Raw genomic sequence first — 25,076 nt, 5'->3', positions numbered from 1 at the left:
TTCCTAGGGGAACCCCTAACCCGGTCCGCTAGGGGGTGGGGGTCCGTGAAAGCGGATTCCGGCCGCCCCCGCACGCTGCAACAGGGCTGCTGAGCACGGACGTTGAAGCCTTAGGGGGAGGGTAGGGGTAGGCGCTCGAAGTCCTGGGTGACGAGAATTCCTATCTCCTTTCCGTGCTGAATCCGGGAGAGGAAGAAGAAGCAGGAGCGGCGGGATTTCTCTCCGTGGATTTTCCAGAAGCGGTGTTCTCAGAAGCGTGTTCTCAGAAGGGGCGGCGGGAACGATGACCAGGCAGGCCGACACCAGCGAAGCCGGATCCGTCGCCGTCGTGGGCCTGGCGTGCCGACTGCCCGGGGCGCCGGACCCGGATGCCTTCTGGGACCTGTTGCGGCGGGGCGGGAGCGCGATCGGCCCGCCGCCCCCGGACCGGCAGACACTGTGGGGCTCCGACCTGCCCGGCGGCTTCCTCGACGACGTCGACCACTTCGACGCGGACTTCTTCGGCATCTCCCCGCGCGAGGCCGCCGAGACGGACCCCCAGCAGCGGCTCGTCCTCGAACTGGCCTGGGAGGCACTGGAGGAGGCCGGTGTCGTGCCCGGCACCCTCGCGGGCACCACCGTCGGCGTCTACGTGGGCGCGATGGCCCACGACTACGCGACCCTGCGCCACCGCGAGAACGCCGGACCCGTCACCCGCCACACCCTGACCGGCCTGAGCCGCGGCCTCCTCGCCAACCGGGTGTCCTACACCCTCGGCCTGCGCGGCCCCAGCCTGACCGTGGACTCCGCCCAGTCCTCCGCGCTGGTCTCCCTCCACCTGGCCTACCGTGCCGTCCGCGACGGGGACTGCGCGCTCGCCCTGGCCGGCGGGGTCAACCTCAATCTCGCACCCGACAGCACCTCGGCCGCGGCCCGCTTCGGCGGACTCTCCCCTGACGGCCGCTCGTTCACCTTCGACGCCCGCGCCAACGGATACGTACGCGGCGAGGGCGGTGGGATGGTCCTCCTCAAGCCACTGGCGGCGGCCCGCGCCGACGGCGACCGCGTCCACGGCGTGATCCTCGGCAGCGCCGTCAACAACGACGGCACCACCGAGGGGCTGACCGTACCGAGCGCCGACGCCCAGCGGGACGTGGTGCTGCTGGCCGCCCGGCAGGCCGGGGTCGATCCGCGCGAGGTGCAGTACGTCGAACTGCACGGCACCGGCACGCCGGTCGGGGACCCGGTCGAGGCCGCCGCGCTCGGCGCCGCGTACGGCACCGGCAGGACCGGCGACGAACGCCTGGTGGTCGGCTCGGCGAAGACCAACATCGGCCATCTGGAGGGCGCGGCCGGGATCGCCGGACTGCTCAAGGCGGTGCTCGCCCTCCGGCACCGGCGACTGCCCGCGAGCCTCAACCACGAGACACCCAACCCCCGAATCCCGCTGGACGCGCTCGGGCTGAGGGTCCAGCGGGACCTCGGTACCTGGCCGCATCCCGATCGACGGCTGATCGCGGGGGTGAGCTCGTTCGGGATGGGGGGCACCAACTGCCATGTGCTGCTTGCGGAGGCGCCGGTCGTCGGCGACGCGTACCAGGACCAGGACCAGAACGTCGATTCGGGCGACAGCGGTTCGGCCGCCGACACCCGGGCCGTCCTGCCCTGGCCCCTCTCCGGTGCCACCCCCGCCGCGCTGCGTGCGCAGGCCGGGCGGCTCGCCGCCCACCTCCGGGCCCGTCCCGCTCTCGCGCCCGGAGACCTCGGGCACGCGCTCGCCACCACCCGCACCATGTTTCCCCACCGCGCGGTCGCCCTGGGGCACGACCGCGAGACCCTGCTCGGCGCGTTGGACGCGCTGGCCGCCGATGCTCCCGCCCCGGACGCCGTCGTCGGCGGTCGGGCCGCGCGGGCGGCCGGGCCCGTCGCGTTCCTCTTCCCCGGCCAGGGCAGTCAGCGGGCCGGAGCGGGCCTCGAACTCCACGCCACCACACCGAAGTTCGCCGCGATCCTGGACGAGGTGTGCGAACACCTCGACAGCCACCTCGACCGACCACTGCGCGAACTCCTCTTCGCCACCCCCGGATCGCCGGACACCGAACTCCTCGACCGCACCGAGTACACCCAGCCGGCCCTGTTCGCGCTGGGCACGGCGCTGTACCGCTGGCTCGAACACCGGCTCCCCGCACCGGACTTCGTCCTCGGCCACTCCATCGGCGGCCTCACCGCCGCCCATGTCGCCGGTGTGTTCACACTCGCCGACGCGGCCACCCTCGTCACGGCCAGAGGGCGACTCATGCAGGAGGCCCGTGCGGGCGGCGCGATGATCGCCGTAGAGGCCACAGAGGCCGAGACCCTTCCCCAACTCGCCGCATACAGCGACAGGTTGGCGCTCGCCGCCGTCAACGGCCCGCGCTCGGTGGTCGTCTCGGGCGATGCGGACGCGGCGGCCGAGTTCGCCGCGCGCTTCGAGAGCGGCGGGCGCAGGACCCGCCGCCTCAGGGTGAGCCACGCCTTCCATTCACCACACATGCACAGTGTCGTCGACGAGCTCCGCCGCGTCGCCGCGACACTCGACCTGCGCGCCCCCACCCTCACCGTGATCTCCGACCTGACCGGCCTGCCCGCCGAACCGGGCGAGCTGACCTCGCCCGACTACTGGGCGGAGCACATGCGCAGCCCGGTCCGATTCCACGACGCGGTACGGCAGTTGGCGGCACGGGGCGTCACCGGATACGCGGAGCTGGGCCCCGGGAACGTCCTCACCGCCCTGACCAGGAGCGGCCTGGCGGCGGACACCCACGCCTCCGACGCGACCGTCGTTCCCCTGCTGCGCCCCGGGACACCGGAGCGGCACTCGCTGCTCACCGGGCTGGCCGAACTCCACGTGAACGGTACGACGGTCGACTGGTCGGGCCTCCACGGCGAAGGCCGTCCGCACCGAGCCGACCTGCCGACGTACGCCTTCCAACGCCGCCCTTTCCGGTTCCCGACCTCCGACGCCGGGGACAGCACCGCGCGCCCGGAGGCGGCCGTAAGCCTGGGGGCGGCCATACGGTCGGAGGCAGCCGTACGACCGGAGGAGTCCGGTGCGGAGCAGGCGGCGGACGGAGCCCTCGCGCCCCGCACCGACCTCCGCGCGCTCGTCCTCGACGCCGCCGCGGGCGTCCTGGGCGGCACGGCCCGGGAACTCGACCCGGGGCGGACCTTCAAGGAACTCGGACTGGACTCGTTGGGCGCGGTGGAGTTCGTCGACCGGCTGGCACGGACGAGCGGGCTGCGGCTGTCACCGACGCTGACCTTCGACCATCCCACCCCACTCGCCCTCGTCCGGTACCTGGAGGAGGGCCCGGCGCGGGAGACACGGGAGACGCGAGACCCGGCACCCGGTGGCGGGGACCCTGCCGAGCCGCAGGGCGCCGGTCACGACGATCCGATCGCGATCGTCTCCACGGCCGGCCGCTGGCCGGGCGGAGCCGAAACCCCTGAGCAGCTCTGGGAGTTGCTGGTCTCCGGCACGGATGTGACGAGCGGCTTCCCGGTCAACCGGGGCTGGGACGAGGACCTCTACGACCCCGACCCGGACCGCCCCGGCACCTCCTACGTCCGACGCGGCGGATTCCTGCACGACGCCGACCGCTTCGACGCCGACTTCTTCGGGCTCTCCCCGCGCGAGGCCGAGGCGATGGACCCTCAACAGCGGCTCCTCCTGGAGACCTCCTGGGAACTGTTGGAACGGGCGGACATCGACCCGGGCGCGCTGCGCGGCAGCAGGACCGGCGTCTTCGTGGGCGCGACCCAGCAGGAGTACGGTCCCCGGCTGCACGAGGCCACGGGCGGCGGCGCCGGTTACCAGCTGACCGGCGCGACCGTCAGTGTCGCCTCGGGCCGTATCGCCTACGCGTTCGGCTTCGAGGGCCCGGCGCTCACCGTGGACACCGCGTGCTCCTCTTCCCTGGTGGCCCTGCACCTGGCGGCCCGCGCGCTGCGGTCAGGGGAGTGCTCCCTCGCGCTGGCGGGCGGAGTGACGGTGATGTCCACCCCGGGCATGTTCACCGAGTTCAGCAGGCAGCGCGGCCTGGCGCCGGACGGCCGGTGCAAGCCGTTCGCCGCGGCGGCCGACGGCACCGCCTGGTCGGAGGGTGTCGGGCTGGTCCTGCTGGAGCGGCTCTCCGACGCCCGCCGGGCCGGTCACCAGGTGCTCGCCCTGATCCGGGGCAGCGCGGTCAACTCGGACGGCGCCAGCAACGGCCTGACCGCCCCGAACGGCCCCGCCCAGGAACGCGTCATCCGCCAGGCCCTCGCCGACGCCCGGCTCACCACCGCGGACGTCGACGCCGTGGAGGCGCACGGCACGGGCACCACGCTCGGCGACCCCATCGAGGCCCAGGCGCTCATCAACACCTACGGGCAGGACCGGCCCGAGGACCGGCCGCTGCACCTCGGTTCACTCAAGTCGAACATCGGGCACACCCAGGCCGCGGCCGGTGTCGCGTCGGTCATCAAGCTGACCCAGGCCCTGCGCCACGGTGTGCTGCCCGCGACCCTCCACGTCGACCGGCCCACCCCGCACGTCGACTGGAGCAGGGGCTCCGTCGCGCTCCTCACCCACAACACCCCCTGGCAGAACGGCACTTCCCTCGCACGTCCGCGCCGCGCCGCCGTCTCCGCGTTCGGCATCAGCGGAACCAACGCCCACCTCATCGTCGAAGAGGCCCCACCCGCCCCGGCGGAACCCGAGCGTCCCGCCCGGCCCGTTCCGGTCCCCTGGACCTTCTCGGCACGTACACCGCAGGCACTCCAGGACCAGGCCGCGCGCCTGGCCACGGCGCTCGACCGCACGGACACCGAGGGCCACCAGCCCACTCCGGCCCGGGACTTCGACCCGGCCGAGGTCGGGCACGCGCTCGCGCGGAGGCCCTCGTTCGACCACCGCGCCGTGGTGGTGGCCCGGCGGCCGGCCGACTTCCGCGCGGCCGTGCGGGCACTGGCCCAAGGCGAGAGCGCCGAGGGACTGGTCCGCGGTGAATCCGCCGCCGGAGCCCCTGCTGTCGGCGGGCTGGCGTTCCTGTTCACCGGACAGGGCAGTCAACGGCTCGGCATGGGGCGGGAGTTGTACGACGCCTATCCCGTGTTCGCCACCGCGTTCGACGAGGCCTGCGCCGCGCTCGACACCGGCCTGGCCGGTCATGCCGCCGGCCCACTGCGGGAGGTCGTGTTCGGGACAGGGACGGGGACAGGGGCAAGGGCTGGCGAAGAGACAGGAGGAGCAGAGACAGGTGGGGGCCAGCTCGGCCGCACCCTCCACACCCAACCCGCCCTCTTCGCCCTGAAGGTGGCCCTGTTCCGGCTGCTGGAGTCCTGGGGTGTACGCCCCGACGTCGTGGCCGGGCACTCGGTCGGTGAGATCGCCGCGGCGCACGTCGCCGGTGTCCTGAGCCTCGCCGACGCCGCCGCACTGGTCGCCGCACGAGGTCGGCTGATGCAGGCGTTGCCGGAAGGCGGAGCCATGGTCGCCCTGGAGGCGACCGAGGACGAGGTGCTGGGCGAACTCGTCGGGTACGAGGGCTCGGTGGGTATCGCCGCCGTCAACGGGCCAACGTCCACGGTGATTTCGGGTGCCGAGGACCAAGTGCTCGCCACGGCCGCGGTGTTCCGCGCGCGGGGCCGGAGGACCAGCCGCCTCCGCACCAGCCACGCCTTCCACTCCCCGCTCATGGACCCGATGACAGGGGCGTTGGACCAGGTGGCGCGGGAACTCATCCATCTGCCGCCCGCCATCCCCGTGTTGAGCGCGCTCGACGGCACACTGTTCACGCCCGAGCGTCCGGTCACGCCCGACCACTGGGCCGCTCACGCCCGGGGCGCCGTGCGTTTCCTCGACGTCGTGCGCCGGTTGGAGGCCGACGGCGTCACCACGTATCTGGAGCTCGGTCCCGACGCGGTCCTCACGGCGCTGGCCCAGGAGAGCCTGGTCGGCGGCGGTTCGGCGGACGTACCCCCGCCGGCCCTCGCCGCGCTGCTGCGCAAGGGCCGCCCCGAGCCAGAGACCCTGTTGACGGCGCTGGGCACCGCCCACGCCCGAGGGACCGACGTCGACTGGCACGCGGTCACCGGCCTCTCCGGACCGAGCCGCGTCGCCCTGCCCACCTACCCCTTCCAACGCCGACGCCACTGGCCCGAGCCGCCCGCACGCAAGCCCCGCACCGGCACTCCGGCGGCCCACGACGACGGCTTCTGGGACCTTGTGTCGGACCGGAACGTCGACACCCTCGCCACCACGCTCGGCATCTCCACCGACACCGGCCGCCGCGAGGCCCTCGACGCCGTACTGCCCCTTCTTGCGGCCTGGCACCAGGAGCGCGGTCGCACGGTCGAGACCGACAAATGGCGGCACCGGGTCCGCTGGCGGCCCGTATCCGACCCGGCATCCCGCGCCCCGCGAGGGCGCTGGCTGCTCCTGCTGCCGCAGCGGCCCGGTACGAGCGACGGCCGCAGCACGCCGTACGACACCTGGGCACCGCTCCTGGAGGGTGCCCTCGCTCAGGCCGGTTCGCGCGTCGAGCGCGTCCATGTCGACCCCGTCCGCACCGACCGCGACTCCCTGGCCGTCCTCCTAGTGGAGGCGTTCGGCCGGGAGCCCGTGGAGCCGGTGACCGGTGTGCTGTCGCTGCTCTCACTGCACAACGAGCCGGAGCGCGGACACCCGACACAGCCCCACGGCCTCACCGCCACCACCGCGCTCCTCCAGGCCCTGGACGACACCGGAACCGACGCACGACTGTGGGCCCTCACCCGAGGCGCGATCACCACCGGCCCGGACGACTCGGTGACCGACCCGGACGGGGCGCTGGTCTGGGGCCTCGGCGTAGTCGCGGCCACGGAAAGCTCCGTCTGGGGCGGTGTCGTCGACCTGCCGGAGCACGGGGACGCAGGCGTCGCCGCGCACGTCCTCGCCGCGCTCACCGGTTCCCACAGGGAGGCCGAACTGGCCGTACGGCCCGAGGGGTTGCTCGCCCGGCGCCTGGTCGCGGCGCCCTCGGCGGCGGACCGCACCGGGGGAGGCTGGACGGCGCACGGAACCGTACTCATCACCGGCGGCACCGGGGCACTGGCCCGGCACGCCGCCCGTCTGTTCGCCCGCAGGGGCGCCGATCACCTGCTGCTGCTCAGCAGGCGTGGCGGCGACGCCCCGGACGCGGACGAACTGCGGGACGAACTCACCGCGTTGGGCACGCGGGTGTCCTTCGCCGCGTGCGATGTCTCCGACCGTGCCGCACTCGGCCGGGTGCTCGACGCCGTACCCGAGAAACATCCTCTGACAGCGGTCGTGCACACCGCCGCCGTGCTCGACGACGGGCTGCTCGGCGCACTCACTCCCGAGCGGCAACGACGGGTCCTGGGCGTGAAGGCGGCCGGTGCGCGCAACCTGGACGAACTGACCCGGGACCTCGACCTGTCCGCGTTCGTCCTCTTCTCCTCGGCCACCGCCCTCACCGGCACCCCGGGCCAGGCCAACTACGCGCCGGGCAACGCCTATCTCGACGCCCTCGCCCACCGGCGGCGCGCGGCGGGGCTGCCCGCCACCTCCGTCTCCTGGGGACTGTGGGCGGGGGAGGGCATCGCGGGCGACGAAGGAGCACGCCGGACCGAGCGCTACGGCCTGCTGCCCATGGCACCCGAACTGGCCGTCACCGCGCTGGAACAGGCCCTGGACGACGACGAGACCCATGTGGTGGTCTGCCGCGCCGACTGGTCAGCCCTGGCGGCACTGCGCCCGCATCCGCTGCTCGAAGAACTCACCGGCGACGCCGGGAAGACGACCGACGTCCCGCGTGCGGACACCGAACCGACCGGCATACGAGCAGAGTTGGCGACAGCGGCCACCGAACAGGACCGCCGCAAGCTCCTGTTGCGGTTCGTGCGGACCCAGGTCGGCGAGGTGCAGGGCGGTCGTCCCGCCGAATCCGTGGAGATCCACCGGGGGTTCAAACAGCAGGGCTTCGACTCCCTCACCACCGTCGAACTGCGCAACCGGCTCAACCGGGAGACCGGCCTGAACCTGCCCACCACCGTGGTCTTCGACCACCCCACCCCGCACGCCCTGGCCGAGCTGCTGCACGAACGGCTCGCGCCGGCGGCGGGGCCGCATGAACTGACCGCCCAACTCGACCGCCTGGAGGCCCTGCTCGCGGCCGTGCCACAGGACGACCCCGAACGGGCCACGGTGACAGCCCGGTTGGCCGCGCTGGCCGAACCGGCCGCACCCGCGCCACACGGGTCGAGCACACGGGACGACGACATCGCCTCCGGGCTCTCCGCCGCCACCGACGACGAGTTGATGGACTTCATCGGCAAGGAACTCGGCATCTCCTGACCCGCCCCCAGCACTGGGCACTCCACGTGAAGGCACGAAGAGGACGGACTCATGAACGACAGCCGTATGCGGCATCTCCTGGAACGGGTCACCGCCGAACTGCACGAGACGCGCAGGAAGCTCCGCGACGCCGAGGACGGCGGCCAGGAGCCCATCGCCATCGTCGGGATGGGCTGCCACTTCCCCGGCGGGATCGACTCACCGGAGGACCTGTGGCGGCTGGTCGGCGAAGGCCGGGACGTCGTCGGTGACTTCCCCGACAACCGGGGCTGGGACACCACCACCCTCTTCGACGCGGACCCGGACCGGCCCGGCACCTCGTCCACCCGGCGGGGCGCCTTCCTCGCCGAACCGGGCGCCTTCGACCCGGACTTCTTCGGCATCTCGCCCCGCGAGGCGCTGGCCATGGACCCCCAGCACCGGCTGCTCCTGGAGACCGCCTGGGAGACGTTCGAACGGGCGGGCATCCGGCCCGACACCCTGCGCGGCAGCAGCACCGGCGTCTTCGTCGGCGGCAACGGAAACGACTACGCGCCTCAGGCCGGAGCCGTCCCCGAGGAGTTGGAGGGCTACATCCTCGCCGGGAACGCGGCGAGCGTCGCGTCCGGGCGGATCTCCTACACGTTCGGACTCGAAGGCCCCGCCGTCACCGTGGACACCGCCTGCTCGGCGTCCTCGGTCGCCGTGCACCTGGCCGTGCGGTCCCTGCGTTCGGGGGAGTGCGATCTCGCGCTGGCGGGCGGGGTGACCGTCATGACCACCCCGTCGACCTTCGTGGAGTTCTCCCGCCAGCACGGCCTGTCCGCGGACGGCCGCTGCAAGGCGTTCGCCGGGGCCGCCGACGGCACCGGCTGGTCCGAGGGAGTGGGACTGCTGCTCGTCGAGCGGCTCTCCGACGCGCGGCGCCACGGACACCGGGTGCTCGCCGTCGTGCGGGGCGCCGCCGCCAACCAGGACGGCGCCTCGCACGGCCTGACCGCCCCGAACGGTTCGGCCCAACGCCGGGTCATCCGGCAGGCGTTGACCGATGCCCGGCTCACCGCCGCCGACGTCGACGCCGTCGAGGCACACGGCACTGGAACCACCCTCGGCGACCCCATCGAGGCGGAGGCACTGCTCGCCACCTACGGCCAGGAGCGGACCGGCGGGCGACCGTTGTGGCTCGGCTCCGTCAAGTCCAACCTCGGGCACACCCAGGCCGCCGCGGGGGTGGCCGGCATCATCAAGATGGTTCAGGCCATGCGGTACGGCGTCCTGCCGAAGACCCTGCACGTGGACGAACCCTCCCCGCACGTCGAGTGGGCCTCCGGAGCCGTCTCCCTGCTGACGGACCGTCAGTCGTGGCCCGAGACGGGACAGCCGCGCCGGGCCGGGGTGTCCGCCTTCGGGATGAGCGGCACCAACACCCACATCATCCTTGAACAGGCACCCGAGCCCGAGGAGGTGGACGCGGAGGTCGACCTCGACGGACGACCGGACCTCGCGGCCGTCCCGCTGATCCTCTCCGCCCGTACTCCGGCCGCCCTCTCCGCCCAGGCCACCGCACTCGCCGCCCACCTGCGCTCGGACAGCGGCCTCGCCCCCGTCGCCCTCGCCCGCGAACTGGCAGCGGGCCGCGCCGAGTTCGAGGAGCGGGCGGTGATCGTCGGAACGGACGGCGACACCCTGCTCGCCGGGCTCGACGCGCTGGCCGCCGGTGCGCCCGCCCCCGGCCTCGCCCGCGCGAGCGCCGGCAGCGACCGCCGTACCGTGTTCGTCTTCCCCGGACAGGGCTCGCAGTGGCTCGGCATGGCCCGTGAACTCCTCGACGCCGCACCGGTGTTCGCCGACAGCGTCGACGCCTGCGCCCGCGCGCTGGAGCCCTACACGGACTGGTCCCTCACCGATGTCCTGCGCGGTGCGCAGGGCGCCCCGGACCACGAGCGGGTGGACGTCGTACAACCCGCGCTGTGGGCGGTGATGGTGTCCCTCGCCCGACTGTGGCAGTCCTACGGGGTGCGGCCGGACGCGGTGGTCGGGCACAGCCAGGGCGAGATCGCCGCCGCGTATGTCGCGGGCGCCCTCTCGCTCGACGACTCCGCCCGGGTGGTGGCCCTGCGCAGCCGGGCCCTCGGCGCGCTGGCGGGCGGCGGCGGCATGGTGTCGGTGGCGCTGCCCCGCACCGAGGCCGAAGCCGTGATCGCCCCCTGGGACGGCCGTGTCTCGGTGGCGACCGTCAACGGCCCCTCCTCCGTGGTCGTCGCCGGTGAACCGACCGCACTGGACGCGCTGTTGGCCGCCTGCGAGCGCGACGGGATCCGGGCCCGCAGGATCGCCGTGGACTACGCCTCGCACTCCGCGCAGGTCGAGCGGATCCGCGAGGAACTCCTCACCGCCCTCGCACCGGTCGCCCCCCGCGCCGCCACCGTCCCCCTCCTGTCGACGGTCACCGGCGACTGGCTCGACACCACGCTCATGGACGCCACCTACTGGTACACGAACCTCCGGCAGACCGTCCTGTTCGAACCGGCGGTCCGCAAACTGATCGCCGAGGGCCACGACGTCTTCGTCGAGACCAGCCCCCACCCCGTCCTCACCACCGCCGTGGAGGAGACCGCGGGCGAGCGGGAGATCACGGTCACCGGGTCGCTGCGCCGGGAGGAGGGCGGCCTGCTCCGCTTTCTCACCTCCGTGGCCGAGGCGTACGTCCACGGGGTCGCCGTGGACTGGAGTCCGGTCCTCACGGGCCCGCGCCCTTCCCTGCCGCCGGACCTGCCCACCTACCCGTTCGAGCGACAGCGCTACTGGCTTGAGCGAGCCACCGCCCCGGCGGCCGACGCGCCGGGGCTCGGCCTCGGCATCGCCGCGCACCCGCTCCTCGGGGCGACACTGCGGCCCGCGGAGGGCGACGGCCTGCTGCTGACCGGCCGTCTCTCCCTGGAGACCCACCCCTGGCTGGCCGACCACACCGTCCTCGACCGCGTCCTCCTGCCCGGCACGGCCCTGGTGGAACTCGCCGTCCACGCCGCCGACGAGACCGGCCACGACACGGTGGACGAGCTGGTGATCGAGGCCCCCCTCGTGCTGCCCACCGACGGCGCCGTCCAGATCCAGGTCTCCGTGACCGCCCCCGACGCCGGCGCCCGGAGTGCGGTGACCCTCCACTCCCGCCCGCAGCACGCTCCGGACAACACCCCCTGGACCCGGCACGCCACCGGCTTCCTCAGCCGTACGACCACTCCCGCCCCCGTGGCCGGTACCTGGCCGCCCCCGGACGCCACACCCCTCTCCACAGATGGCCTCTACGACCGCCTCGCCGAGTCCGGCGTGGTCTACGGCCCGCGCTTCCAGGGGCTGTCGGCCGCCTGGCGGCGCGGCACGGAGGTCTTCGCCGAGGTCGCGTTGGACGACGAAGAGCGTGCTGCGGCAGGGGAGTTCGGGATCCACCCGGCGCTCCTCGACACGGCCTTCCACGCGGCCGGACTCGGCCCGGCCCCGACCGCCGAACCGGGCCAGGTCCTCCTTCCCTTCGCCTGGAACGGGGTACGACTGCACGCCTCGGGAGCCACGGCCCTGCGGGTACGACTCGTCCCCACCGAGGACGGCGGGTTGTCCCTGCAAGCCTTCGACGCCTCGGGCGCGCTCGTCGTGTCGGTCGACTCGCTCGTGTACCGGCCGGTCACGGCTGGCCAACTCGCCGCAGGTGCAAGGACGGAGGCTCCGCTGTACCGGCTCAGCTGGACCCCGCTGCCCGCTCCCGCCACGCGCGCCCCCGTCACCGTGCAACCGCTGGCCGCGTACGGCAGCCCGGGCGCCGTTGCCGAGGCGGTCCGCGAGGGCCGGACCCTGCCGGACGTGCTCTGGCACGAGGTGCCCGCCGCGCCGGCCCCGGGCGACGGACCTTCGGTACCGGCCCTGGCGCGGGCCACGCTCGACCGGGTGCTCGCCCTCGTCCAGGACTGGCTCGCGCGCCCCGAACTGGACGCCGTGCGCCTGGCGTTGGTGACCGCAGGGGCCGTGGATGTCGGCGGGGAGTCGCCGGACCTGACGACCGCCGGGGTTTGGGGCCTGTTGCGCTCGGCGCAGTCCGAACACCCCGGCCGACTCCTGCTGGTGGACGCGGACGAGGCGTCCCGCACGCTGCTTGCCGAGGCCGTCGCCACGGGCGAGCCGCAGGTGGCCCTCCGCGACGGGAAGTCCTTCGTCCCCCGGCTCGCGCCCGCCGACACCGCTTCCCCCGCCCGGACCTGGCGGTTCGCGTCCTCCGACGGAACCGTCCTGGTGACCGGAGGCCTGGGCCTGCTCGGCAGGTTGGTGACCCGGCATCTCGTCGCCGACCTGGGCGTACGGCAGCTGCTGCTCACCGGCCGACGCGGCGAGCGCACGCCGGGGGCGACCGAATTCCTCGCCGAAATAAGCGAGTTGGGCGCACACGTCACCGTCGCCGCCGTGGACGTGGCCGACCGGGACGCCCTCCGTGCCGTCCTGGACGCCGTCTCTGCGGAACACCCGCTGACTGGAGTCGTGCACGCGGCCGGAACGCTGGACGACGGTGTCCTCGGCGCCCTGACGGCCGATCGGCTGGACACCGTCCTGCGTCCGAAGGCCGACGCCGCCTGGAACCTGCACGAACTCACCCAGGGAGCCGACCTCGCCGAGTTCGTGGTCTTCTCCTCGGCCGCAGGTGTCCTGGGTGTCCCCGGACAGGCCAACTACGCCGCCGCGAACACCTTCCTGGACGCCCTGGTGGCCCACCGGCGCGCACAGGGGCTGGCCGCCACCTCGCTGGCCTGGGGTCTCTGGGCGGAGAGCAGCGAGCTGACCGGCCACCTCGACGACACCGCCCACCGCAGGAACGCCCGCCACGGCACCCGCCCCCTCACCACCCCGGAGGGTCTTGCCCTCTTCGACGCCGCCGGGGCGACCGACCACGCACTGCTCGTCCCGCTCACCCTGCGACACGGCGGCGACCCGGCGCAGATTCCCCCCGTACTGCGCGATCTCGTACGGCCGCGTCGCCCGGCCGCAGCCCGATCCGCAGCCGAGGCTCCGGGTGGTTCCACGCTCGCCGACCGCCTGCTCGCCCTCGACCCTGCCGCCCGCGAGGAGTTCCTGACCGGCCTGGTGCGCACCGAGGCGTCGACCGTCCTCGGCCGCGACGGCATCCCCACCAACCGCGCGTTCAAGGACCTCGGTTTCGACTCGCTGACGGCGGTGGAACTGCGCAACCGGCTGGCCACCGCGACCGGACTCAGGCTCTCGCCCACCCTCGTCTTCGACCACCCCACCGCCCAGTCCCTCGCCCGCCACCTGCTCACCGAAGTACTCGGCGAACAGCCGGAGACGAACACGCCCGCCCCCGTCGCGGTCGCGGCCGACGACCTCGACGACCCGATCGTCATCGTCGGCATGAGCTGCCGGCTGCCGGGCGGAGTCGCCTCGCCCGACGACCTCTGGGAGCTGGTCGCCACCGGCGGCGACGCGATCACCCCGTGGCCCACCGACCGGGGCTGGGACAACGAAGGCCTCTTCGACCCCGACCCGGACGAACCGGGCCGCACCTACACCCAGCACGGCGGATTCCTGCACGACGCGGCCGAGTTCGACGCGGGGTTCTTCGGGATCTCGCCGCGTGAGGCGCTGGCGACGGACCCGCAGCAGCGGCTGCTTCTGGAGACGTCGTGGGAGGCGTTCGAGCGGGCCGGGATCGCGCCCGAAGCTCTGCGGGGGAGCAGGACCGGCGTCTTCGTCGGCGTCATGTACAACGACTACGCCTCCCGACTGCACGAACTCCCGGCCGAGTTGGAGGGCTACCTCCACAACGGCAGCGCGGCGAGCGTGGCATCGGGCCGCATCTCCTACACGTACGGCTTCGAGGGTCCGGCGGTGACAGTCGACACGGCGTGCTCGTCGTCGTTGGTGGCGCTGCATCTGGCGGTACAGGCGCTGCGGTCCGGGGAGTGCGACCTCGCCCTCGCGGGCGGGGTGGCGGTGATGGCCTCACCGTCCGGCATGGTGGCCACCTCCCGGCACCGGGCCTTCGCCCGGGACGGCAGGGTCAAGGCGTACGCGGCCTCGGCGGACGGCACGAGTTGGGCCGAGGGGGTCGGGCTGCTGCTCGTGGAGCGGCTGTCGGACGCGCGGAGGCAGGGACACCCGGTGCTCGCGGTGGTGCGGGGTTCGGCGGTCAACCAGGACGGGGCCTCAAACGGGCTCACCGCGCCGAACGGTCCGGCCCAACAGCGCGTCATCCGGCAGGCGTTGACCACCGCCGGCCTCGCCCCGCACGACATCGACGCGGTCGAGGGACACGGCACCGGCACCACCCTCGGCGACCCCATCGAGGCGCAGGCACTGGTCGCCGCGTACGGCAGGGGGCGTCCCGAGGACCGGCCGCTGTGGCTAGGCTCCCTCAAGTCCAACATCGGGCACACCCAGGCCGCCGCCGGGGTCGCCGGAGTCATCAAGATGGTCCAGGCACTGCGGCACGGCCTGCTGCCGAGGACGCTCAACATCGACGAGCCCTCGCCGGACGTGGACTGGAACACGGGCGGCGTACGGCTGTTGACCGAGGAACGCCGTTGGGAGGCGGACGGGCGACCGTTGCGCGCGGGGGTGTCCTCGTTCGGGGTGAGCGGCACCAACGCGCACGTCATCCTCGAACAGGCCGTGGAATCAGTGGAGTCGGCGCAGCGGCGGGCCGATTCCGGCGACGGCGGCCCGCTGCCCTGGGTCCTGTCCGCCCGGACCCCGGCGGCACTCTCGGCGCAGGCCGCACGGCTGCTCGAACTGGTGGAGAAGGGGGACCGGCCGCCCGCCGACGTCGCGCACTCCCTCCTCGCCGACCGGTCGCACCTCGAACACCGCGCGGTGGTGACGGCCGAGGATCGCGACAGCCTCGCCGAGGGCCTGGGTGCCCTGGTCCGTGGCGAACCCGCCGGCAACCTCGTCCGGGGAGCCGTCGCCGAGGGCGTCAAGACGGTCTTCGTCTTCCCCGGACACGGCTCCCAGTGGAGCGGGATGGCCCAGGGGCTGCTGGACTCCTCCCCGGCCTTCGCCGAACGGATCGACGCCTGCGCACGGGCGTTGGCGCCCCACGTCGACTGGTCCCTCCACGACGTCCTGCGCGAGACGCCGGGCGCGCCGACCCTCGACCGGGTCGACGTGGCCCAACCGGCGCTGTGGGCGGTGCTCGTGGCCCTCGCCGCCCAGTGGCAGGCGCACGGGGTGCGTCCGGACGCGGTCGTCGGGCACAGCCAGGGAGAGGTCGCCGCCGCCACCGTGGCCGGGATCCTCACCCTGGAGGACGCGGCCCGGATCGTCGTCGAGCGCAGCCGGATCCTGGCCGGACTCGTCGGCAAGGGCGGCATGGCTTCCCTCGCCCTGCCGCTCGCCGAGGTCGAGGAGCGGATCGAGGCCTGGCCGGGACGCCTCTCGGTCGCCACCGTCAACGGACCCTCGGCCGTCGTCGTCGCCGGAGACGAGGACGCCCTGGAGGAACTCCTCGCCGTCTCCGCGGAGCGGGGCGAGCGCGCCCGCCGGATCAGGGCGGCCACGGTCGCCGGACACTCCCCGGTGATCGAGGAGGCGAAGGAGGAACTTCTCGCAAGGCTCGCCTTTGTGACGCCCCGTCAGGGAGACCTGCCCCTCTACTCCACGGTCACCGCCTCGCTCGCCGACCCCGAGGAGCTGGACGGCGCCTACTGGTACCGCAACATCCGTCAGACCGTGCGCTTCGCACCCGTCGTCCGCGATCTCGTGCAGGAGGGATACACCCTCTTCGTCGAGGTGAGCCCGCACCCCGTGTTGACCAACAGCATCCAGGACACCGTCGACGAGGCGGACGCCACCGACATCGCGGTCACCGAGACCCTGCGCCGCGACCACGGAGGCCTCGACCGCTTCCTCGCCTCGGCGGCCGTCGCCCATGTCAGGGGCGTCCCCGTCGACTGGTCACCGGCCTTCGGCGGACTGCGGCCCCGGCGGGTGGACCTGCCCACGTACGCCTTCCAGCGGCGGCGCTTCTGGCTCGGCGCCGGAACGGCACCGGCCGCCGTGAACTCGCGGACGACGATCCCGCACGACGAGGACACGGCAAGCGGTCAAGAACCCTCCGACGCGCTGGTGTCGAGGCTCACCGCCCTGGGCCCCGCCGAGCGCGCCGAGGCACTGCTCGATCTCGTACGGCGCCAGACCGCCGACGTCCTCGGCCACGACGACGTCGAAGAGGTCGGCGCGGAACGGGCGTTCAAGGAACTCGGCCTGGAGTCCCTCACCGCCGTGGACCTGCGCAACCGGCTCGCCGCCGCCCTCGGCCGGAAACTGCCCGCGACCCTGGTCTTCGACCGGCCGACCCCGGCGGCGGTCGCCGCGTATCTCGCCGCCCTGCTGCCCACCGGTACCGGACCGGCGCAGGACGCGCTGACCCTGCTGGAGCAACTGGCGCCCACCGGCCCGGAGAAGCACGAACTCGCCTCCCGCCTAAGGGCGTTGATCGCCCACTGGGGCGACGGCACCCCGACCGCGACCGGCGACCGTGTCGGCGACGTCGACCTGGAGTCGGCCACCGACGACGAACTCTTCCAACTCATGGACAGCGAGGCGTGATGGACGCCGAGCAGGCGACGCGAAAGGTGGCCCACGGTGGCCGATGAGGAGAAGCTGCGCAGCTATCTCAAGCGGTCCCTCGCCGAGACCCGCGAGGCGCGGGAACGCCTGCGCGAGGTGGAGTCGGGCCTGCGCGAGCCGATCGCGATCGTCGGCATGAGCTGCCGGCTGCCGGGCGGTGTGGTCTCGCCCGACGACCTGTGGGAGCTGGTCGCGGCGGGCGGCGACGCCGTGTCGTCGTGGCCGGAGGACCGGGGCTGGGACCTCGAAGCCCTCTACGACCCCGACCCCGCCCGGCCGGGCACCAGCTATGTCCGACACGGTGGATTCCTGTACGACGCGGCCGACTTCGACGCGGGGTTCTTCGGGATCTCGCCGCGTGAGGCGTTGGCGACGGACCCGCAGCAGCGGCTGCTGCTTGAGACGTCGTGGGAGGCGTTCGAGCGGGCCGGGATCGTGCCCGAGGCCCTGCGGGGGAGCAGGACCGGCGTTTTCGTCGGGCTCGCGGGGCAGGACTATCACACCCGCCTCGACGAGATCCCCGCCGAACTGGAGGGTTACCTGGGCATCGGCAACCTCGCCAGTGTCGCGTCGGGCCGTATCTCCTACACCTACGGTTTCGAGGGTCCGGCGGTGACGGTCGACACGGCGTGCTCGTCGTCGTTGGTGGCCCTGCACCTGGCGGTCCAGGCGCTGCGGTCCGGGGAGTGCGACCTCGCCCTCGCGGGCGGGGCGACCGTCATGTCGACGCCCGCCGGTTTCGTCGCGTTCTCACGCCAGCGAGGGCTGTCGCAGGACGGCCGCTGCCGTGCCTTCGCCGCCTCGGCGGACGGCACGGGCTGGGCGGAGGGCGTCGGGCTGCTGTTGGTGGAGCGGCTGTCGGACGCGCGGCGGCAGGGGCATCGGGTGCTGGCGGTGGTGCGGGGTTCGGCGGTCAATCAGGACGGTGCCTCCAATGGGCTCACCGCGCCGAACGGTCCGGCCCAACAGCGCGTCATCCGGCAGGCGTTGAGCGTGGCGGGCCTCGCCCCGCACGACGTCGACGTGGTCGAGGGGCACGGCACCGGCACCACCCTCGGCGACCCCATCGAGGTGCAGGCGCTCCAGGAGGTGTACGGCAGGGGGCGTCCCGAGGACCGGCCGCTGTGGCTCGGCTCCCTCAAGTCCAACATCGGGCACACGGCCGCCGCCGCGGGGGTGGCCGGGGTGATCAAGGCCGTCCAGTCGATACGGCACGGCCTGCTGCCCCGTTCCCTGCACGTGGACGCGCCCACACCGCACGTCGAGTGGGCGGGCGGCGGCGTACGCCTGCTGGACGAGGCCCGCAGCTGGCCGGACGACGACAGGCCCCGGCGGGCCGGTGTCTCCGCCTTCGGCGTCAGCGGGACGAACGCGCACGTCATCGTCGAACAGGCCCCGGCGGAGGAACCGGCCGAGGAGCGTGGCCCCGGGGAAGGGCCCGGCGCGCTGCCCTGGCTGCTCTCCGCCAAGTCCTCGGCCGCCCTGCGCGACCAGGCGGCGCGCCTCACCGCACTCCTCGAAGCCCGGCTCGGCCTCGACCCGGTCGACGTGGCCTGGTCCCTGGCCACCACACGCACCGCGCACGAACACCGCGCGGTCGTCGTGGCGGCGGAGCGCGAGGAGGTCATCGGCGGTCTGCGCGCGGTCGCCGACGCGAACGCCACCTCGAAGGGCGTGCGCGGCGGCAGGACCGCCTTTCTCTTCACCGGACAGGGCAGCCAACGAGCCGGTATGGGAAGGGAGTTGCACGCACGGTTCCCCGCCTACGCCCGCGTCTTCGACGAGGTGACCGCCGCCCTGGACGACGCCGGTGACCTGGCCCACTCCGTGCGCGAGGTCGTCCTGTCCGCCGAACACGGGGACCTGCTCGGCCGTACGGAATACGCCCAGCCCGCCCTGTTCGCCGTCGAGGTCGCGCTCTTCCGGCTGCTGGAGACCTGGGGGGTGCGGCCCGACGCCGTAGCCGGGCACTCGATCGGTGGTCTGGCCGCCGCGCACGCGGCCGGGGTGTTCTCGCTGTCCGACGCGGCGGCCCTGGTGACGGCACGCGGCCGGCTGATGCAGGCGTTGCCGGCCGGTGGTGCGATGGCCGCCGTGGAGGCGACCGAGGACGAGGTCGCGGCAGCGCTGCGGGGACAGGACGAGGCCGTCACGATCGCCGCGGTCAACGGGCCCCGGTCGGTGGTCGTCTCCGGAGACGAGGCGCCGGTCCTCGCTGTGGCGGCCGACTTCCGTGCCCGAGGTCGCAGGACCGCCCGGCTGCGGGTGAGCCATGCCTTCCACTCGCCCCGCATGGAACCGATGCTGGACGAGTTCCGCCGTACGGCCAAGGGCTTCGACTACCGTGAGCCCGCTCTGCCGGTGGTCTCCGACCTGACCGGCGCCCCGGCCACGGGCGGCGAACTCGGCACCGCCGAGTACTGGACGGAGCACGCCCGCCGCCCGGTCCGATTCCTCGACGTGGTGCGGGAGTTGCGGGCCTCGGGGGTGACCCGGTTCGTGGAGCTGGGACCGGACGGCGTCCTGACCGCGCTGGTCGGCGACATCCTGGCCGCGGAAGCGCCCGACACGGCCCCGTCGGCCGTCCTCGCCTCCGTCCTGCGCGACGGCCGGAGCGAGGCGGCGACCTTGCTGACCGCGCTCGGGCACCTGCACACCGACGGCACGGCGGTGGACTGGCCCGCCGTCTTCGAGGGCCTGGACCCACGACCGGTGGACCTGCCCACCTACGCCTTCCAGCGCAGCCGCCACTGGCTCGACGCCACGGTGACCCGCAGCACCACGGCCTCCCTGTTCGCCCCCGACCCCGTACCGGCGGACTCCGGCCCCACCTGGGTCGAGCGGCACGCCCAACTCCCGGACACCGAGCGTGACGTGGCGCTCCTGGACGTCGTACTCACCCACACGGCCGTCGTGCTCGGCCACGGGTCGGCGCAGGCGGTGCCCGCCGGGCGGCCGTTCGTGGAAGCGGGGCTGGACTCGCTGTCTGCGGTCGAACTGCGCACCGGACTCGCCGCCACGACCGGCCTCCCGCTCGGCGGAGCACTCACCATCCGCTACCCCACCCCGCAGGATCTCGCGGGGCACCTCGGCGAACTCCTGCGCGCCCGGCCGAGGGACACGACCGAAGGCCCGCTCACCACGCTCTACCTACGGCTCTGCGCCGCCCAGGAGATCGGGGCGGCCACCGAGGCGATCGTGGCCGTCTCCCGGCTGAGGAACACCTTCGACGCGGCGGACAGCGCGCGCAACGCCGTGGAACCGGTCGTCCTCGCGCGCGGCGACGACCCGCTCGCCCTCGTCTGCTTCCCCGCCCTCACCGCGCTGTCGGGGCCGCACGAATACGCCCGCTTCGGCCAGGCGCTCGACGGAGAGCGGGACGTCCTCGCCGTGCCCGCGCCCGGTTACGCCGACGACAGCGCCCTGCCCGACTCCGCGGCCGCCTTCGTCGCGATGCAGGCGGACGCCGTCCAACGGCTCGTCGGCGCACGGCCGTTCGCCGTGCTGGGCCGGTCCCTGGGCGGCTGCGTGGCACACGCGGTGACCGCCGAACTGGAACGCCGGGGCACGCCCCCATCAGGCCTCGTCATGGTCGACACCTACCCGATGGACACCGCCTCGCTGCCCGGCATGGAGTGGTGGATGCCCGCCATGATCAACGGCATGGTCGACCGCTTCGACGCCTTCGACCTCGGCCTGAGCGACACCGGTCTGACCACGATGGGCGGCTATCTGCGCACCTTCGGCCCCTGGCAGCCGACCCCCGTCACCACCCCGACCCTGCTCCTGCGGGCCGAGGACCCGCTGCCCGGCACGCCGGCCGACCCCGGCCGGGACACCCGAGCCTTCTGGCGGCTGCCGCACACCACGGCGGACATCCCGGGCGACCACTTCTCGGTCCTGGAGGAGCACTCGGCGACCACCGCCGCCGCCGTACAGGACTGGCTGAACTCGCTGAACTGACCGCGCCCGTGCACCGCCAACAGCCCTGACGACCCGCACCCCTTGGAGAGAAGAACACCATGACCGAAGCACAGCCGCTGCACCTCGCCGTCGCCCTGGACACCGTCGGCTGGCACCCGGGCGCGGACGCTCCCGACGGGAACCTCTACGGAGCGGAGCACTGGACCGCGCTCATACAGGAGGCCGAACGCGGACTGCTGGACTTCGTCACCCTGGAGGACCCGCCCAAGCGTCCCACCGGCAAGGCCGGGCACCGTCCGGACGCCCTCCTCATCGCCGCGCTCGCGGCCTCGCACACCGAGCGCATCGGCCTGATACCGACCGTCGTGGTCGACCACGCCCAGCCGACGAACGTCGCGCGGGCCATCGCCACCCTCGATCACCTCAGCGCGGGCCGGGCCGGCTGGCGCACCCAGGTCACACCCGCCCGCCCGATCGTGATCGCCGACATCTTCACCCCCGAGGTGCAGCGGCCGATGGCCGAACTCTTCGAGGGCGCCGCCGACCTGGTCCGGGTCGTGCGCGCCCTGTGGGACGGCGTCGACGACGAGAAGGCGCTGCGGGACCTGGCGCCCGGCCGCTTCGCTCCGGCGGACCCCGACCCGCACGGCAGCTTCACCGACATCGAGCCCCTCGGCGGAACGGCCGGCGACTGGCTCACCATCGACTCGCCCGCCCTCGCGCCCCGCGCCCCGCAGGGCCACCCGTTGATCTTCACGCTCGCCCACATCACCCTGCCGTACCGCTACGGGGCCCGCTCGGCCGACGTCGTCTCGGTGACCCCGCACAGTGTGGAGGAGGCGCGGGCGACCGTCGAGGAGATCAGGGCGCACCAGGCGGAGGCAGGGCGCGCGGAGCAGAAGGTGCACGTCTTCGCCGATTTTGTCGTCCTCCTGGACAGCGACCCGGGGCGGGCGGCCGAACGCCGGGCCCGCCTCGACGAGGCGAACGGCGCCGAGTACACCTCCGACGCCGAGATCGTGGCCGGAACCCCTGCCGAGGTCGCCGACCTGCTCCTTGAGTGGCAGGCGGCGGGCCTGTCCGGATACCGGCTGCGGCCCGCCGAACTGCCCCACGACCTGAACGCCGTCACCCGCGAGCTGGTGCCGGAACTCCAGGCCCGGGGCGCCTTCCGCACCGCCTACGAGGCCGACACACTGCGCGGGCTGCTGGGACTGCCCGAGCCCGTGGCCCCCGGCGCCGTCTGAGCCCGGTCCCTGACCCGCCGCTCCCGCTGCCGCCCGAGCCGGTCCTCCGGCTCGGGCAGGCCCGCGCCTTCCCGGCGGTCGAGTTCGAGCAGCGCGAGCGGCAGGTCGGCCCGGCCCCGCACCCGGAGTTTGCGGTAGGTGTGCGTGAGGTGCTGCTCCACCGTGCTGACGGTGACGAACAGCTTCTCGGCGATCTCCCGGTTCGACAGCCCGGCCGCCGCGAGGGTCGCCACCTGAGCCTCGGAACCGCTCAGCACCCGGACGTCGGACTTCCGCTCCACGGGCGCGGTCCCGGGCGTGCCCGTCGTCAGGCGGTCCGAGAGCGGGGCGTACCCGTGCTCCCCGGCCAGGTCGAGGGCCTGTCGGGCGACCAGACGGGCTCGGCCGCCCTGGCCCGCCCGGGAGTGGACCTCGCTCAGGTCGGCGAGCGCGTGGGCCAGCTCCAGCCGGTCACCGCCGACGCCCAGCAGGTCAACTGCCTCCCGCAGCAAGGGCGCTCGCCGCCGGGTGTCGGACACCGAGGCCGCAGTCCGCAGCGCCATGCCCCGAGCCCTGGGCATGCTGACCGGCACCATGGAGAGCTGCTCGGCGGCCAGCCGGCGGGCCTCGTCGGTCCGGCCGAGCCGCAGCAGGGTCGCCGCGGCGTCGCCGCGCCACGGCACGAACGCGGGCAGGTCGATGTCCCACTCCCGCATCAGCAGGCCGCACCGCGTCAGGTCGTCGAGCGCGGCCTGGAGCAGGTTGTGGGCGAGCCGCCACCGGCCCCGCGCGTACAGGTACTGCACACCGAAGCGGGTCTGGAACATCTGCTCCGGCAGGGCCGACGTGCCCGGGGTGCCGAGGTCGGTCGCCGTGCCCGTGGCGGTGGCCGCGAGCATCAGGCTCGACACGGGGGAGCCGATCAGCACGCCCCAACTCCGCATCGACATCAGGCCCATGGCCCGGCGTGAGTGGTGTTCCGCCAGGCGCGCCTCGCCCTGCCGGAGCGCGATCTCGGCCCGCACCGCCGCGAACAGCGCCTGCCACGCCGGGACATCGCGTCCGGCGGCCTCGCTCAGCAGCGCCTCGCACCAGTCCACCGCGAGATCGCTTCGGTCCGCGTAGACCAGCACCGACAGGGCCAGGTGCAGCGTGTCGAAGCTGTCGTCGTCCAACACCGTTGTCTGGAGCGTCAGTTCGGCGTCGCGCAGGATGGTCTCGTCGGGGCCCGCGCGCAGCAGCTGGTTCAGCGCGCCCGCCATGAGCCCCGCCGGCCCGGTGCCGGGTCCGGCGTGCGGGTGGGGCGCCGGAGAGCCGGCGCCTCGCGCCAGCAGCGTCGGGTGGGAGGCGCGCAGCCGCTCGCGCGCCGCCCGGTAGTCGGTCTCGGCGGCCGACGCCAAGGTGTCCGAGGACCGTTCGAGCCGACGCATCGCGAGAGCGATCTCGTCATTGCCGCCGTTCCAGAGCAGCCGCCCGAGCAGGGCCACGGTCTGGCACCCGGTCAGGCGGCCCTCGCGCAGCGCCGTGACGAGCGGACGCAGCCGGCGGCAGGCGGTGTCGGGGTCCGTCCTGAAGTCGACGACACTGCGCAGCAGGGTCACGGTGACCCGCTGCTCCTCGTCGGCGCAGGCCTCACCGGCCACATCGAGGCAGGCCTCGACGAACGACGTGTCGTCCCGGCGCAGGGCCTCGTGCGCGGCCTCCAGCGCCACCTGGTACGCCCACGGCTCCCCGTCGTGCCCGGCCGCCACCAGGTGGACGGCGACGACGGACGCCGGTTCCCGGGCATGCCGGAGCATGGCGGCCGTGGCCCGGTGCAGCACCGTGCGCTCGACGCCGCTCATCCCGGCGAGGACGGCGGCACGGGCGGCCGGATGCCGGAATCGGCCGCCGTCGAGGACTCCGCAGGCATCCAGTGCCCGAAGGGTCTCGTCGACGCTCTCCCGCGTGGTGCCCAGCAGCCCGGCCAGCCGTTCGCCCGAACCCGACGCGTCGAGCACGGCGAGCGCGCGGGCCGTGTCCCGCATCCGCCGTCCCGCGCGACGGACACACGCGTCGACCGCCCGCCCGAACTCCTCGCCCACCACCGGCTCCGACGACGACGGCTCGGATCCCGGGCACTCCCGACGGTCCTCCGCGAGCGCCCGCAGCAGCAGTGGATTCCCGCCGCTGAGCCGGAACCACGCCTCGGCGTCGGTGACTTGGCCGGGCCCGGTCAGCTGCGCCAGCAACTCTGCGGTGCCTCGGGGCGACAGGGACCGCAGCCGGAGCCGGGTGAAGTGGCGCTGCCGCAGCAGCGTCGTCTGCCAGGACAGGCCCGCGGTGCTCGACCCCGCCACCCTGTCGCGTTCGGCGACGACGAGCAGGATCCGCGAAGTGCGCAGCAGCCGGGCGACATGGATGAGCGTGTCCAGGGAGGCCGTGTCGGCGAAGTGCAGATCGTCGACGATCAGCACCACCGGTGTCCGCTCCGACAGGGCGCGCAGCAACTGCCACTGGATCTGGCTGACCCGCGCCGGCACCGGGTCGTGGGTCAGCAGGTCCGCGTCACAGGACGGGATCAGGTCGTGGTTGTCCGGCAGACTCAGCGCCCGTTCGCGGTCGGCCGGTGAGAACTGCTGGTGCCGCAGGATCTGTCCGAGGACCCCGAACACCACCCCCTGTTCCGTGCAGCGGGCCGTCGCGTGCAGGACGGCGGCACCCCGGCTCGCCGCGTACTCGCCGAGGAAGTGCAGGAGTTCCGTCTTTCCGCTGGCGACCGGGCCGCTGACACACAGCACGTTCCCGCGTCCCGCACCGCAGTCGGCCACCAGCTCGCGCAGTCGCTCCATCTGGGTCTCACGCTCGATCAGAACCACAGCAAGCTCCACATCACACATGTCGCAATGGCGTTGCACGGATCTCGGACATCAGCGCCATCGATGACATCCACCACCAGGCAGTGCAGAGGGCGGGCGCAGCGG

General features: G+C 73.6%; 3 protein-coding genes and 2 pseudogenes. 4 read left to right on the top strand and 1 reads right to left on the bottom strand.

What is annotated here, in order from left to right; genetic code table 11:
• Window positions 1-283 precede the first annotated feature (283 nt).
• The 4 genes and pseudogenes from ACIQPR_RS21515 to ACIQPR_RS21500 all read left to right on the top strand — a co-directional run bounded on the left by ACIQPR_RS21515 (window position 284) and on the right by ACIQPR_RS21500 (window position 22,134).
• Window positions 284-8,356 (top strand): type I polyketide synthase, encoded by an 8,073-nt coding sequence (locus ACIQPR_RS21515; RefSeq protein ID WP_403650688.1) that lies wholly within the window; start codon window positions 284-286, stop codon window positions 8,354-8,356.
• Between the two features lie 51 nt (window positions 8,357-8,407).
• Window positions 8,408-16,693 (top strand): annotated as a pseudogene (locus ACIQPR_RS21510) (type I polyketide synthase); the annotation flags it as partial.
• 285 nt (window positions 16,694-16,978) lie between these two features.
• Window positions 16,979-20,926 (top strand): annotated as a pseudogene (locus tag ACIQPR_RS21505) (type I polyketide synthase); the annotation flags it as partial.
• Between the two features lie 59 nt (window positions 20,927-20,985).
• Complete coding sequence (locus tag ACIQPR_RS21500) at window positions 20,986-22,134, top strand: LLM class flavin-dependent oxidoreductase (protein WP_403650686.1); 1,149 nt, start codon at window positions 20,986-20,988, stop codon at window positions 22,132-22,134.
• Here ACIQPR_RS21500 and ACIQPR_RS21495 read toward each other — a convergent pair.
• Window positions 22,068-24,971 carry an AAA family ATPase gene (locus ACIQPR_RS21495; protein WP_403650684.1) on the bottom strand — a complete coding sequence of 968 codons (2,904 nt, stop codon included), beginning with the start codon at window positions 24,969-24,971 and terminating at the stop codon, window positions 22,068-22,070. The genes ACIQPR_RS21500 and ACIQPR_RS21495 overlap by 67 nt on opposite strands.
• Between the last annotated feature and the right edge of the window lie 105 nt (window positions 24,972-25,076).

This window comes from Streptomyces sp. NPDC091280, from assembly GCF_044768565.1.
Classification (GTDB): domain Bacteria; phylum Actinomycetota; class Actinomycetes; order Streptomycetales; family Streptomycetaceae; genus Streptomyces.
Note: the sequence above shows the minus strand (reverse complement) of the source record. Positions and strands in the feature narration are given on the sequence as shown.

What these genes read in the sequence shown, in the direction of transcription:
- ACIQPR_RS21515 (WP_403650688.1), top strand. Translation starts at nt 284, where the DNA reads ATGACCAGGCAGGCCGACACCAGCGAAGCCGGATCCGTCGCCGTCGTG.
- ACIQPR_RS21500 (WP_403650686.1), top strand. Translation starts at nt 20,986, where the DNA reads ATGACCGAAGCACAGCCGCTGCACCTCGCCGTCGCCCTGGACACCGTC.